Origin of the sequence: Mucilaginibacter terrae, assembly GCF_031951985.1 — a bacterium.
In the GTDB taxonomy this organism is placed as follows: Bacteria; Bacteroidota; Bacteroidia; order Sphingobacteriales; family Sphingobacteriaceae; genus Mucilaginibacter; species Mucilaginibacter terrae_A.
This window is the reverse complement of the sequence record NZ_JAVLVU010000001.1, coordinates 1044511-1057489: the sequence shown is the minus strand read 5'-3', so window position 1 is coordinate 1057489 and position 12979 is coordinate 1044511. Positions and strand designations below refer to the sequence as shown.

The 12979-nt window shown below is 39.2% G+C and carries 14 protein-coding genes; 5 read left to right on the top strand and 9 right to left on the bottom strand.

Annotated features, from left to right (window positions below):
* Window positions 1–40 precede the first annotated feature (40 nt).
* Window positions 41–349 carry a hypothetical protein gene (locus QE417_RS04440; protein ID WP_311947788.1) on the top strand — a complete coding sequence of 103 codons (309 nt, stop codon included), beginning with the start codon at window positions 41–43 and terminating at the stop codon, window positions 347–349.
* 151 nt (window positions 350–500) lie between these two features.
* On the opposite strand, the gene QE417_RS04435 is transcribed toward QE417_RS04440, so the two are convergent.
* Both QE417_RS04435 and QE417_RS04430 read right to left on the bottom strand, forming a co-directional pair.
* The gene (locus QE417_RS04435; protein ID WP_311947787.1) at window positions 501–707 is read right to left on the bottom strand and encodes a hypothetical protein; all 207 of its coding nucleotides are present in this window, start codon (window positions 705–707) and stop codon (window positions 501–503) included.
* A 127-nt stretch (window positions 708–834) separates the two neighbouring features.
* A complete protein-coding gene (locus tag QE417_RS04430) occupies window positions 835–1044 on the bottom strand; it encodes a hypothetical protein (RefSeq protein WP_311947786.1) in 210 nt (69 codons plus the stop codon).
* Window positions 1045–1626: 582 nt separating this feature from the next.
* Between QE417_RS04430 and QE417_RS04425 the strand changes: the two genes are divergently transcribed.
* A complete protein-coding gene (locus QE417_RS04425) occupies window positions 1627–2196 on the top strand; it encodes an RNA polymerase sigma factor (protein WP_311947785.1) in 570 nt (189 codons plus the stop codon).
* Between the two features lie 14 nt (window positions 2197–2210).
* Window positions 2211–3323 carry a trypsin-like peptidase domain-containing protein gene (locus QE417_RS04420; protein WP_311947783.1) on the top strand — a complete coding sequence of 371 codons (1113 nt, stop codon included), beginning with the start codon at window positions 2211–2213 and terminating at the stop codon, window positions 3321–3323.
* A 66-nt stretch (window positions 3324–3389) separates the two neighbouring features.
* On the opposite strand, the gene QE417_RS04415 is transcribed toward QE417_RS04420, so the two are convergent.
* The 4 genes from QE417_RS04415 to QE417_RS04400 all read right to left on the bottom strand — a co-directional run bounded on the left by QE417_RS04415 (window position 3390) and on the right by QE417_RS04400 (window position 6968).
* A complete protein-coding gene (locus QE417_RS04415; protein ID WP_311954591.1) occupies window positions 3390–4736 on the bottom strand; it encodes a deoxyguanosinetriphosphate triphosphohydrolase in 1347 nt (448 codons plus the stop codon).
* A 105-nt stretch (window positions 4737–4841) separates the two neighbouring features.
* Window positions 4842–6212: a dipeptidase gene (locus QE417_RS04410; RefSeq protein WP_311947781.1), complete on the bottom strand. Its 1371-nt coding sequence runs from the start codon at window positions 6210–6212 to the stop codon at window positions 4842–4844.
* A gap of 310 nt (window positions 6213–6522) precedes the next feature.
* Complete coding sequence (locus QE417_RS04405; RefSeq protein WP_311947778.1) at window positions 6523–6729, bottom strand: hypothetical protein; 207 nt, start codon at window positions 6727–6729, stop codon at window positions 6523–6525.
* Window positions 6730–6773: 44 nt separating this feature from the next.
* Window positions 6774–6968, bottom strand: coding sequence for a hypothetical protein (locus tag QE417_RS04400; RefSeq protein ID WP_311947777.1), 195 nt, complete (start codon window positions 6966–6968; stop codon window positions 6774–6776).
* Window positions 6969–7137: 169 nt separating this feature from the next.
* Here QE417_RS04400 and QE417_RS04395 point away from each other — a divergent pair, with 169 nt between their 5' ends.
* Entirely contained in the window at window positions 7138–8580 is a 1443-nt protein-coding gene (locus QE417_RS04395) for a tetratricopeptide repeat protein (RefSeq protein WP_311947776.1), read from the top strand.
* 34 nt (window positions 8581–8614) lie between these two features.
* Here the strand turns inward: QE417_RS04395 and QE417_RS04390 are convergent, their stop codons facing one another.
* From QE417_RS04390 to QE417_RS04380, 3 genes are all read right to left on the bottom strand, one after another.
* Window positions 8615–8914, bottom strand: a complete 300-nt coding sequence (locus QE417_RS04390) for a hypothetical protein (RefSeq protein ID WP_311947774.1) — start codon at window positions 8912–8914, stop codon at window positions 8615–8617.
* Between the two features lie 204 nt (window positions 8915–9118).
* Entirely contained in the window at window positions 9119–9487 is a 369-nt protein-coding gene (locus QE417_RS04385) for a helix-turn-helix domain-containing protein (RefSeq protein ID WP_311947773.1), read from the bottom strand.
* Window positions 9488–9850: 363 nt separating this feature from the next.
* Window positions 9851–12139 carry an ATP-dependent helicase gene (locus QE417_RS04380; RefSeq protein ID WP_311947772.1) on the bottom strand — a complete coding sequence of 763 codons (2289 nt, stop codon included), beginning with the start codon at window positions 12137–12139 and terminating at the stop codon, window positions 9851–9853.
* Window positions 12140–12316: 177 nt separating this feature from the next.
* On the opposite strand from QE417_RS04380, the gene QE417_RS04375 reads away from it, so the two are divergent.
* Entirely contained in the window at window positions 12317–12892 is a 576-nt protein-coding gene (locus QE417_RS04375) for a hypothetical protein (RefSeq protein ID WP_311947771.1), read from the top strand.
* Window positions 12893–12979 lie beyond the last annotated feature (87 nt).

The window sequence follows — 12979 nt, the reverse complement described above, 5'->3', positions numbered from 1 at the left end:
GGCTTTTAGGGCTGTTAACATATCATCAATTAGCATATTAATGAAAAAAGCTATTTTACTTTTGATGCTTGCCGGCAGCGTTTCGGCTTTCCAATCATGCAGCAGCGGCGCAGCTGGCTCTGCCGGTGCCGATTCGGTTATCAATAACCACGATGTGCCATCAAACAGAGATACTTCAAGAACTGAAACCAGTATTGGTGGCGCTACCTTACTTGACTATACCGCATCAGGAGGAACAACCATACCAAAAGGTACGCCAAGTGCACGTAAAACTATGGCAGCCCCTGCAGCGCCGGCAACACCTGCGGCAGCGGCTGATACTGCTAAGGCAGATACTGCAAAGAAATAATTTACCGATATTAATTACATGCCGTATTAATATACATCATACTATGTGTGTATTAATACGGCATTGTTATGTCGATACCATTAAAAATCAGGAATAAAAAAAGCCCTGGCACAAAACCAGAGCTTTTTTATATTTCGCTATTTGGCAAAAATTAGTGTTTGATCGTAGTATCAGTTTTGATAGTAGTATCAACAGCACCAGTTGAATCAGCTTTAACTGTAGTGTCAACGCTGACAGTAGTGTCGGCAGTTGCAGTTGAATCAGAATCAGTTTTGCTACCTGAACCAGAACCTTTGCAAGCAACCATTGATACAGAGATAGCTAAAGCTAAGAAGCCAAATTTAAATGCGTTTTTCATGTTAATTTCTTTTTTAATTAAGTGATTAGTTTCTCTTAATACTTTTAACTCAAAAAGGTAACCTAACAATATGAAATAAAAAAAGCCCCGGTATAACCCGAGGCTTATATTTCGTTTTCAGGCGAAATTATTTTTTTACAGTAGTGTCAACTTTAACAGTAGTATCAGCAGCACCAGTTGAATCAGCTTTAACAGTAGTGTCAACGCTAACAGTAGTGTCAGCAGCAGCTGCAGTAGTATCAGAATCAGCAGAAGAAGCTGAACCAGAACCTTTACAAGCAACCATAGATACAGAGATAGCTAAAGCAAAAAAGCCAAATTTAAATGCGTTTTTCATTTTTAATTTCTTTTAATAAGTGATTAATAGTTTCTCTTTAATACCGGTAACCTGCAAAAGGTAACCCGCTATATTGAAAATAATTTTAAAATAGTCTTAAGTTGCTGATAATTAGGTATTAAAAGTTGTGTTTAGGTTAAAATAATTAATCAATGGAAAGAAATTGTTTAAAGAGGAGGAGAGGCTATTGCTGTTGGCCATAATAGTATAAGTGTAGTGACCGCACTAAGCATAGCAAAGTGAGAGGACCTTTACAGGATGTACCCAATGTAAAGGCATACGATTTTTTAAATTTGAATTTTTTTAAATATTAAACAAATTGATGATAGTCCTTATCTCCAAGTTGTGGCACTTATAAATTGGGGTTAATTACAGTTTTATATATTTATATGGTTTTACCCCGTTGTTTAAAGAGGCTTTTAAGCTTAGATATTAAATTTTAAAACTTACATTAAATTTTGAAATGTAACCTTTGCAAATAAATACATAACCATGCAGGTGTAAATTATACGGTTGATCTATTTAATAAAAATTTTTTTATGTCGAGGATGGGTTACATTTTCGCAAATATTGTATTAACAAGTGAGTAAAGCATTGAATAATTCGGCCCCAACAGATAGCGAGGTAGTATTCGGGATACTAAACAATTCCGAAAACATATTAAAACGTGTGTATGTGGCTTATTTTCCGATGGTGCTGCAATTGATCATTAACAACAACGGTAATGCCGATGATGCTAAGGATATATACCAGGAAGCCATCATTGTTCTTTATAATAAAGTAAAAAGCGGAAATTTTGAACTAAGCAGTAAGCTCAAAACTTTTTTATACTCGGTATGCCGTAAGCTATGGCTTAAAAGGTTAAGCCAAATGAGCCGTTACGGTGGAGACATAAAAGATTTTGAAGAATACCTGCCGGCAGAAGACGATACCGACACACACTCGGAACGCGATTTGCAGTTTAAAAAAATGGAAGGCGCATTAAATTTACTGGGCGAACCCTGTAAAACAATTATTGAAGATTATTACATTAATAATATGAGCATGCAGGACATTTGCGAGCGCTTTGGTTACACCAACGCCGATAATGCCAAAACTCAAAAGTACAAGTGTTTGCAAAGACTGAAAAAGCTATTTTTTCAGCAAAATTAAGAAAGAGCATAACGATGAGTGAGTTACAACTAACGGAATTGATAGAACGCTACCTTAACGGTGAACTAACCGAAGAGGAAAGAGAGCGTTTTGAAGCGTTGCGCCGCGAAAATGCTGCTATTGACAGCCGTATTACCGACCATGCCCACTTTACCGGTTTAATAAAACAATACGGTGAACGTGTTGAACTGGAGAAGCGTCTGAACGCTATTCACCAGGAAATTGACGTGCATACGCTGGTTGATGAACTTACTGTACACCCAGCCTGGGTTGTGCGTATGTGGCGTAACCATCATTCTAAAATATCGGTAGCAGCATCAATTGCTGTGTTTGCTGTTTTAAGCACTTTGTATTTTACCGGTAGCTTTAATAAAACTGTTGTTTCCACAAATTATACTGCCCTAAGCCGTAAAATTGACAGGGTTGAACGTTCGGTAGCTAATGCGCAGCGTACTAACCAGGCGTTGTTAAATACGCTTAAACCAGGCCATAGAGTAACTAATCCGGGCACGTTTGGCGGGTCGGGCTTTGCGTTAACACAGAGTGGTTATATTGTAACAGCTTTCCATGTGGTGAAAAATGCAGATTCATTGTATGTGCAAAATGCAGTAGGAGAGTCGTACCATGCCAAGTTGGTTTATACCGAGCCTGTGCATGATTTAGCCATTATAAAAATTGATGATAAGGAATTTGGCGGTTTAGGGAAACTGCCATACAGCTTTAAACGTAGCAAAACGGATGTGGGCGAAGATATTATCACCTTAGGCTACCCACGCGACGATTTTTATTATGCTAAAGGGTACATCAGTTCGGCAACCGGTTTAGGTGGCGATACATCGGCCTACCAGGTATCGGTACCGGTTTATGAGGGTATTAGTGGCGGCCCGTTACTTGATGCTAAAGGCAATGTGATTGGTATTATTAGCGGTAAACAAACTAAAACGGAGAGCGCTGCATTTGCCGTAAGATCATCTTACATATTTAAAGCTGCCCGTAATGTATCTACCGATTCAACGCAAAATGTAATATCGTTAAAAGGTAACAAAAATACATTGGCTAACCTTAGCCGCACCCAGCAAATTGAAAAGCTGAAGAACTATGTATTTATGGTTAAAGTTTATAATTGATACTAATTACTTCCTGATATTTGAAAGCCTTTCCGTTTGGAGAGGCTTTTTTTATTTAGGTTAGGATTAATGTATAGCCGGAAAAGATATACCCTTGATATTTCTATATAATTCTACAGCATATAAATCAGTCATGCCCGAAACAAAGTCCAGTACACTTTGGATCTTCGAATATAGATCGGTGTTTTTACTGATGAATTGTTTGGGGATTAGTTTTACCAGTTTTTGATGGTAGTGGGTATTGTTGTGTATAACCGCGGGGATAAACTCTTCCAATAAACCACCCATTACTTTATAACCTGCCACTTCAATTTGCACAACTGATTGGTAATTGTAAATTTTCTCAACTGATATTTTGCTGATGGCTCTCCACGGGGTAGCAAATGGTTCGGGAAGTGCATCGGTAAGTCCGTGATTAAATGTACCGCTCAGAATATTGGCCTGATTATCTATGAATATTTGCGAACACGTGGTAATGAGGTTATTGATAGCCTTGGCGCGCATAATACTCACTTTGGCATCTTCGTCTTCAAACTCCTGCTCAAGCCATGTTGCCATGCGGCTGCTGTTGCAAAGCGGCATCAAAAGCTCATATATCTTATCGTATGAAAGTATTTTAAGTCGGTGGGCATCCTCCAGATCTATGATATTGTAGCAAATATCATCGGCCGCCTCAACCAGGTAAACCAGCGGATGGCGCTTATAAATGAGAGGATGATCATGAACTTTTATCATTCCCAATTCGTTGGCAATATTTTGAAATGTTGCCTGCTCTGATTGGAAAAATCCATATTTTTTTTGATGGATATTGCCTTTAATATGCCCGGCAATAGCATCGCACGGGTATTTTACTATGGACGCTAAAGTGGTATAAGTAAGTGCAAAAGCTCCGTTGCCTTTACCGCTGAATGGATGGGTGAGTATGCGTAGCGCATTGGCGTTACCTTCAAAATGCGTAAAATCGTGCCATTGCTCATCGCTGAGCTGTGAGCGGTAGGCATTGCCATCACCATCGGTAAAATATCTTGACAAGGCCGATTCGCCCGAGTGGCCAAATGCCGGGTTGCCCATATCATGTGCTAAACATGCAGCTGCAACCATATTGCCAACCTCGCTTATGAGCGGCAAACGATTATCTAAATCGGGTTCCTGCTTTTTAAAATTGTTATAAAAAATTGAACCTAATGAACGACCAACGCTGGCTACCTCTAAGCTATGGGTAAGGCGGTTATGCACAAACACACTTCCCGGAAGCGGAAAAACCTGCGTTTTATTTTGCAAACGGCGAAAAGGCGATGAAAATATCAGGCGGTCATAATCTCGTTGAAACTGAGACCGGGCTTTATCGGTATCCCCTATGTCATTATTTTCAACACCCCAGCGTTTGGCTGAAATAAGTTTTTCCCATTGCATCATAAGGGCAGCAATTTACAAGGAAATTTCAGGAAAGCCATTAAAACAAACAAGCCGTTCAAAAAATGAACGGCTTGTTTGTTATGAATATACACTGATATTTACTTATTCACTCAAATGAGCAAAATGCTTATAAAACAGAGGAATTGTTTCAATACCCTTGTAGTAGTTGTATATGTCGTATTTTTCGTTTGGAGAATGCAGTGCATCGCTATCGAGGCCAAAGCCCATAAGTACGGTTTTTATACCCAGTTCGGCTTCAAACAAAGCTACGATTGGTATACTGCCGCCGCCGCGGGTTGGAATAGGCTCTATACCGAAGGCTTCGGTAATAGCTTTTTGTGCTGCTTGGTAAGCCACGCTATCGGTAGGAGTTACTACAGGTTCGCCACCATGATGAGGGGTAACCTTTACTTTTACGTAGGATGGTGCAATACGGGTAAAATGTTCGGTAAACAGTTGGGTGATTTTATCCGAACCTTGGTTAGGTACCAACCTCATTGATATTTTGGCGTTGGCCTTTGATGGCAAAACGGTTTTGGCGCCCTCGCCTATGTAGCCGCTCCAAATTCCATTAACCTCTAATGTAGGGCGTGTGCCGGTACGCTCGAAAGTGCTGTAACCTTTTTCGCCCCATACTTCGGCAATGCCCAGGTCTTTTTTGTATTCTTCTTCGTTATATGGAGCTGAATTTAGTGCCTCTTTTTCGGCGTCGGTCAACTCCATAACGTCATCATAAAACCCCGGGATGGTAATATGATTATTTTCATCATGCAACGAGGCTATTATTTTGGCCAGTATAGTAGCAGGGTTTGCTACTGCGCCGCCATAAACACCCGAATGCAAATCGCGGTTAGGTCCGGTTACTTCAACTTCGAGGTACGAAAGGCCGCGAAGGCCAGTCTCCAGCGAAGGGGTTTCCATACTTAGCATCGATGTATCTGAAATCAGCACTACATCGGCCTTTAACCGCTCCTTATTTTCTTTAACAAATATGCCCAGGTTGTTCGAGCCAACTTCTTCCTCGCCCTCAATCATAAACTTGATGTTGCAGGGCAGGGTGTTGGTTTGCATCATGAGTTCAAAAGCCTTTACGTGCATGTAAAATTGGCCTTTATCGTCACAAGCTCCACGGGCATATATTTTACCATCGCGAACGGTTGGTTCAAACGGTGGTGTTTCCCATAATTCAAGCGGATCTGGTGGTTGAACATCATAATGTCCGTAAACCAAAACCGTAGGCTTTGAACTATCAATAATTTTTTCGCCGTAAACAATGGGGTAGCCCGCAGTTTGACAAACTTCCACATTATCGGCACCTGCTTCGCGCAGTTTGGTTGCTGTATAGTCAGCCGTTTTTAAAACATCTGCCTTGTATTTCGGGTCGGCACTAACCGACGGAAAACGTAGCAAATCAAAAAGCTCATCGAGCAAACGCTGCTTATTGTTATCAATATACTGTCTTATAACTTGCATATACTGGTCTCATTTTTAAATAACGAGGCAAATATATGATTTATTAACAGGCAAAGTTAACATTGCAACCGTTAGTATGTCTGTTTAAATTAGCTGAAATATAGCTTATGTGTTTAAGCAGGAGGTATTTGCATACTCCGTAACAATAGCTTAATATTTACAATAAATGTAATAATAAGAATTTATAAACATTTGTTGCACAATAGTTAAACAACGTTTAACTTTAAAAGAACTATATCAAGTGTAAATACCAAGTTTACCTCAACTCATTTACTCTAATTATAATGAAACATAAATTCTATTAAGCAAATTAAATACCGCCATCGGCCGAGCCTAAAGTGCCTTTGAATTTTTTCGTATTGGTTTTACTCAATGCCGCTTTGGCTTCGGCTAACTTTAAGGCTGCAACTGTTGTATTTGCCCCAGCCGTTGGTTTAGCATGGTTTATTGATTTGGCCGAAGCGATGTTAATCCCCAGGGTTCCCACCAAAGCGCTTAGAATAAATAGCCGTTTCATGTTTTAAGTAAAATTATAAGTTGAAAAAGTTGATTTAAACCTGATTATGGTTTTTTTACAGGAGGACGCTCAACACCACCGTCGCCAGTACCTAAACCACCACCACCAATCTCCTCATCGTCTCCGGTATCGGCTACTTTTTTAGCTACGCTGGTTGGTGCTACTTCTTTTTCTTTAGTGCAAGAAGAGATAATTCCGGTAGAAACGAATAATGCTGCGATCAATAAAATCTTTTTCATAATATTTTGTTTTGTAGTTATTTATGTTGCTTATATAAAGTAACACTGCAAATGTAAACAAGTTTTTAATCATTCAAAAAAAAAATTAAATTTTTTTCTCGCATGATTAATTATATTCAATCTTGTTATATTTATAACATTTGGTGCGAGTTATCGTAATATACCTGAAATGAGAAAACTTTTAACTTGTTTAATACTAATAACACTTATTTGCTCAGCAACCGCAAAAGCTAATTTATTGGTTGAGAAGCGTGATACAAGTGAGGTATTAAATGATATTGCACGGGGTTTTGATGTAAGACTCACTGATCCTACGCAAACAGTTAAGTATGCCGACAGGGCCCTGCGGTTGGCTAAAAAGATAAACTTTACAAGAGGTGTAGCTGCCGCTTACCGTATAAAAGGTTTAGGTGAACATTACTTAGGTAACAGCGAAAAAGCCATTGAAAATTATTTTGAAGCTTTAGCAAATTATCAGAAGGTAAAAGATACTGTAGGTGAAGTTCGTATTTATTTAAATATTAGTACGTTATATCAGTATGTTGATTATGATAAGTGCCTTGAATATTTACACGAGGCGCGTAATCTTTATCAGTCAAGTAAGCTTGATAATTTAAACATCCTCGCATCAATATATCTGAATTTGGGTAACGTTTACCAGTTACAAGCTAATTATAATAAAGCCTTAAATAACTACATGCAAGGCTATAAAATAAGTGAAAAGCTGGGAATAGATGAGTTGAAAGTTACTGCCATGCAAAATTTGGGCGTAGTATATACGTCTATAGGTAATACAGCAAAGGCCAAGGAGTATTTGTTTGCCGCGCTCACACTTGCTAAGGGTTTAGATTTAAACTCGCCAGTGGCGCAAATAAATCTCTCCTTAGGGGAAATTTACATAGCTGAAGGTGATTATAGCAAGGCGCGTCAATGCCTTCAGGAAGGAAAGGCCTATGCTGTTTCAAGTAAAAGTCAAAAACTGCTCAAAAATTTTGAAACTAACTCGTACCTGTTGGAATTTAAGCAAAAGAATTATGAAAGCGCATTGACTCATTTGCAGGCCATATACAAGCAGGATAGTATTGAATATAGTTCCCGAAATTCTGCAGCATTAACACTATTTCAGGCTAAATACAGGCAGGAACAGTTGAGGCGTGAAAATGAGCGTATAACCGACAGGCAGAAATATGAGCGTAGTGTTGCAATTGGTACTATTGTATTGGCCGCTTTACTTATTGTGGTAATTGTATTATTAACAAGCAATGTTAAACGTAAGGCAGAAACTAACAAAAAGCTTACAGAACTTAACGCCGAAATTTCAATCCAAAAAGATAATCTCGACCGTATAAATCATCATCTCGAAGAGATTATAGATGAGCGTACCAAAGATCTTCAACTTAAAAACCGGAAACTGTCAGATTATTCATCCCATTTATCGCATCAGGTACGCGGACCAATTGCAACGTTAAAAGGGCTGATGAATTTGGAACAGGAAGGCTTGGTAAGCCAGGAAGAATGTATTCAAATGATGATTAAATGCGTTTCTGAAATTGACGACAAGATTATCGATATGAGCGATATGCTGCATAATCCCGAACGTGCAGGAATGTAATCAATGGAAATAATTAATAATCTTTGTTGAATAATCAACTTGCGTTTAATAACGGTAGTGTGCTGTGTATCTGCGCTTCCAGTAATCCTAAATACAAGCAATACCATGCTATCATTTGCAAAACCATTACTTTTTGCTGCTTCCCATAGCCTTGTGTTTCAAAAGCAAGTTGCGTTGTGCCATCGGTAACAAAATAACTAACCTCACCTTTGCTGGCTTCAAAACCTGATTTCGAAAGGTCGATCACTGATACCTTAAGCTTTGTATCCGGATCATGTATGGTACCCAATTTTTGACTGGGATTTGCAGATGTGGACAACAAATAATTAGTCATAGGATTTGTGTGTTAGTCAAATGCTATCTTGCAATTATTACTCCAAAAACGTGTTTAGAATGAATAAAAATAAAAATACCGTATTAATTGATTTTAAGTAAACGTATTTAACTCACGTTTAATCAACTTATACGGTAATGGAATTAATATGTTGTCATAGATACTTACAAAATTTAAATAGTGTAAGTATTAACGCACACCTAATTATACAGCGAATGATTTTTTATTGTGCAATTCTTCGTACAATTCAATCACTTTGCGCTGCAGGTCGGCAATTTCTGCTTCACGGTCTGTAAGTTTTTTCTGAGCGGCAGTCATGCTCGAGTACTGCTTTTCGGTTTCAGTTAAACCTAAACCTAAAAGTTGTACAACACTAATTTCATAAATGTTAGCAATTTGCTCAAGGCGCGAAAGATTTACATCGGTAATACCGGTTTCAATTTTTGAGAAGGCTGGTATTGATATACCTAATCGGTTGGCTACGTCTTCCTGGCTCCAGCCACGTTGATGACGTAGGGTGCGGATGTTGTTTCCAACTGAATTTACCGCTTTGTTGTTAATTATTGGGCTCATAAAACTCGTTTAAACACCATCAGGGGAAAGGGTGTATTTATAGTTAAATGTTCAAAGCATATGCCAACAATTAAAATGTATTATTTTGATACCAAAAACGACTGTATAAGTGCCTAATAGTTAATGATGTTGAATTATTTCCCCATAGTTGGGGAATTACGAAATAATATATTGCACATATTGGGGTAATATTTGCATAACAATGCCTTATTGTTAAAGTTTAATAATTGCGCAAGTTTGCAAATTTTCATATATGGAAATATAATATCCTTTTAAGCTAATATTAAAGATTAATGAAAAAATCAGTTCACAAATAAGGCTATTGCATTGCAATAGCCTTAAAAAGTAAATTGTAATTAATAGTTAGTTGGTCACAATTCGCAGTTTAGCAAACTTTAGCAGGAGCTGTTTATTGCCAATCTCTTTAAAAAAAATAGTGGCTTTGATGTCTGGCTTGTTTCCTTCAAGGGTTAATACCTTGCCGTAGCCAAAACGTTCGTGCTCCACTTCCATACCTACCTGCAGGTTTGAGGTGTCAGATGGTGCAAAACCTGCCGATGGTACATGGGCCTTAGCCAGTAACGATGTAGTTTTAACTTTAGCAGGTGTAGGTGATACCGGAGCCTTAGGTTTTGAAAACGTGTCGGCATTGCGGTTCCAGGCTTTGCGGTCATCGTCAAAAAATGGGTTGCCGGTTTGTTGCTTGGCCTTAAAGTCTAACTCAAGGTACTGGGCATCAATTTCATCTAAAAAGCGGCTCGGCTCGCAGTTAATTAACGTACCGAACTTAAAGCGCGAGGTAGCATAGCTGATAGTCAGCTTACTTTCGGCACGGGTAACGGCTACATAAAACAAACGGCGTTCTTCTTCCAGATCGGTGCGCGAGTTGAGCGACATTTGCGAGGGGAACAGGTTCTCCTCCAAACCCACCACATAAACCTGCGGAAATTCCAGGCCTTTTGATGCGTGAATGGTCATTAATGAAACAGTTTCGGCATTCGGATTCTTGTCCTTATCGTCGTTAGTTAACAAGGCAACGTCCTGCATAAATACATCGAGGCCACGATCTTCAATATCTTCACGTTCCGAAAACTCTTTGATACCGTTCAGTAACTCCTGGATGTTCTCGTAACGGTTCAGTCCTTCTACCGATTTATCTTCGTACAAATCCTTTAACAAGCCCGAATGCTGTGCAATATGCAATGCAGCATCATAAGCGCTCATGCTTTGCGCCACCACCTGGAAACTTTGTATAAGTGTGGAAAAGGTTCCTACCGAAGCCGAACTACGGCCATCGATGTAACGTGCCGGATCTTTCACCACTTCCCACGGAGTGATATTATTTTGGCCGGCAGCGAGGATAATACGGTCAACCGTGGTATCGCCAATGGCGCGTTTGGGGTAGTTAATTACACGTTTAAGTGCTTCCTCATCGTTAGGATTAAAGGTTAGCCTGAAATAAGCTATCAGATCCTTAATTTCTTTACGCTGATAAAAGGACAGGCCGCCATAAATTTTGTACGGAATGTTTAGCTTTCGCAAACCTTCCTCCATAGATCGCGACTGGGCATTGGTGCGGTATAAAATGGCAAAATCGTTCCATTTCATGCCCTTGGTACTGCGGTCTTGCATAATGGCTTCGGCAATGGTTTTGCCTTCCTCATTGTCGCTGTAAGCACGTATAACCTTTATTTTATCGCCGTGGTCTTTCTCCGAAAAAACATTCTTTTTAAGCTGCTCTTTGTTATTAGAGATAATGCTGTTGGCAACATTAACAATATTTTGGGTTGAGCGGTAGTTTTGCTCCAGCTTAAATACTTTCAAGTCTGGGTAATCCTTCTCAAAATTGAGGATGTTTTGAATGTTAGCCCCACGGAAAGCATATATACTTTGCGCATCATCGCCCACCACACAAAGGTTTTCGTTAATGGCGGCCAGTTTTTTTACGATCAGGTACTGCGAAAAATTGGTATCCTGATACTCATCCACCATTAAGTACTTAAACTTGTTTTGGTATTTATACAATACGTCGGTGTGTTCTTTTAACAGGCGGTTGGTTTGAAACAGCAAATCGTCAAAGTCCATAGCGCCGCTTTTAAAGCAGCGTTGGGCATACATTTCGTAAACTTTGCCCAAATGGCCACGCCCGTTCGAAAAATCGTCGGCCTGTATCTGGTCGTTATTTTGATATTCCTGCCACGATACCAGGTTGTTTTTAGCGGCCGATATACGTCCGTACACATAGTTAGGCGCGTACAGCTTATCGTCGAGGTTCAGCTCTTTTAAAACCGCCCTTAGTACGCTCTTGCTGTCGTCGGTATCGTAAATGGTAAAGTTGCTGGGATAGCCAATTTTAGTGGCCTCTACCCGTAATATTTTGGCAAACACCGAGTGGAAGGTGCCCATCCAAATGTTTTTAGCCTCGCCGCCAACCACTTTAGTTATACGCTCGCGCATTTCTTTGGCGGCCTTGTTGGTAAAGGTAAGTACCAGTATGTTAAACGGATCTACCCCGGTGTGTATGAGGTGAGCCACGCGGTAAGTAACTACACGCGTTTTGCCCGAACCCGCACCGGCAATAATCATTACCGGACCGTTTATTTGCTCGGCGGCAGCCCTCTGCTGCGGATTTAATCCCTGTAAGTAATCCAAAATCTGTTCCTCTTTTCTATTGAACTGCGAAATTAGAACTTTGGGTTGAAAGGTGAAAATGTAAAAGGGTTGGGGTATGTAATTGTGGATAATTTAGCTATTATTAACGTTTTTAGAAGTTAACTATTAAGTAATTAATGTAAAAATAGCTACTTTGCAAGATAGTTAATCTATCACATGAATTTTAAATTAAAATATATTGCGCTTTGTGCATTGTTGCTTACAACATTAGGATGCAAAAAGGATGCTCAAAAAAATGATCGTAAGAAAATTGAACTTAAAAATAGATTTGAAGGCTCTTACGCATTACTGTCGGCTATTAGTGATGTGGCAGTTGACTTAAACTTCGATGGGAAAAAATCAGATGATTTGCTGAATGAGGTTGAAAATCTGAGAAATTCAAATCTGATACTTCATTTCCCTAACGAGAGTGATAACATCATATTTGATCAGTTTTGGCAAATACAGCAGTTTCCTTATAATGAAATACCTACTGTTTCTGATCCGCAAATAATTCCAGGCTATGCCAATCAGCCGTGTATTGCACGAGTTAAGTTTAACGACCAATTAAACTTAATGTATTTGGAAGAGCCTGCAAATTATAATGCCGACAAATACCCAATACCATCGAGCGTGAGCATATTGCCGGGAGATATTATTCATACTACCACTACAAGGAAAGTTTACACAACTACAGGCTGGACAAAAATTGAAATTGATGCGCGATATAAACGGTTTTACAAGCCAGAATAAAATTGAACTATTCTGTATCAGGGTTTCATTCAATTTAAAGTTCGCTTAAAACCTTTAGCTTCGCCCGCTGGTTTAAATCCGAAATCG

Bases quoted from the DNA above. Each gene is read 5' to 3' on its own strand.
- QE417_RS04440 (WP_311947788.1), top strand. From the start codon at position 41: ATGAAAAAAGCTATTTTACTTTTGATGCTTGCCGGCAGCGTTTCGGCT.
- QE417_RS04435 (WP_311947787.1), bottom strand. From the start codon at position 707: ATGAAAAACGCATTTAAATTTGGCTTCTTAGCTTTAGCTATCTCTGTA.
- QE417_RS04430 (WP_311947786.1), bottom strand. From the start codon at position 1,044: ATGAAAAACGCATTTAAATTTGGCTTTTTTGCTTTAGCTATCTCTGTA.
- QE417_RS04420 (WP_311947783.1), top strand. From the start codon at position 2,211: ATGAGTGAGTTACAACTAACGGAATTGATAGAACGCTACCTTAACGGT.
- QE417_RS04415 (WP_311954591.1), bottom strand. From the start codon at position 4,736: ATGCAATGGGAAAAACTTATTTCAGCCAAACGCTGGGGTGTTGAAAAT.
- QE417_RS04410 (WP_311947781.1), bottom strand. From the start codon at position 6,212: ATGCAAGTTATAAGACAGTATATTGATAACAATAAGCAGCGTTTGCTC.
- QE417_RS04405 (WP_311947778.1), bottom strand. From the start codon at position 6,729: ATGAAACGGCTATTTATTCTAAGCGCTTTGGTGGGAACCCTGGGGATT.
- QE417_RS04400 (WP_311947777.1), bottom strand. From the start codon at position 6,968: ATGAAAAAGATTTTATTGATCGCAGCATTATTCGTTTCTACCGGAATT.
- QE417_RS04395 (WP_311947776.1), top strand. From the start codon at position 7,138: ATGAGAAAACTTTTAACTTGTTTAATACTAATAACACTTATTTGCTCA.
- QE417_RS04390 (WP_311947774.1), bottom strand. From the start codon at position 8,914: ATGACTAATTATTTGTTGTCCACATCTGCAAATCCCAGTCAAAAATTG.
- QE417_RS04385 (WP_311947773.1), bottom strand. From the start codon at position 9,487: ATGAGCCCAATAATTAACAACAAAGCGGTAAATTCAGTTGGAAACAAC.
- QE417_RS04375 (WP_311947771.1), top strand. From the start codon at position 12,317: ATGAATTTTAAATTAAAATATATTGCGCTTTGTGCATTGTTGCTTACA.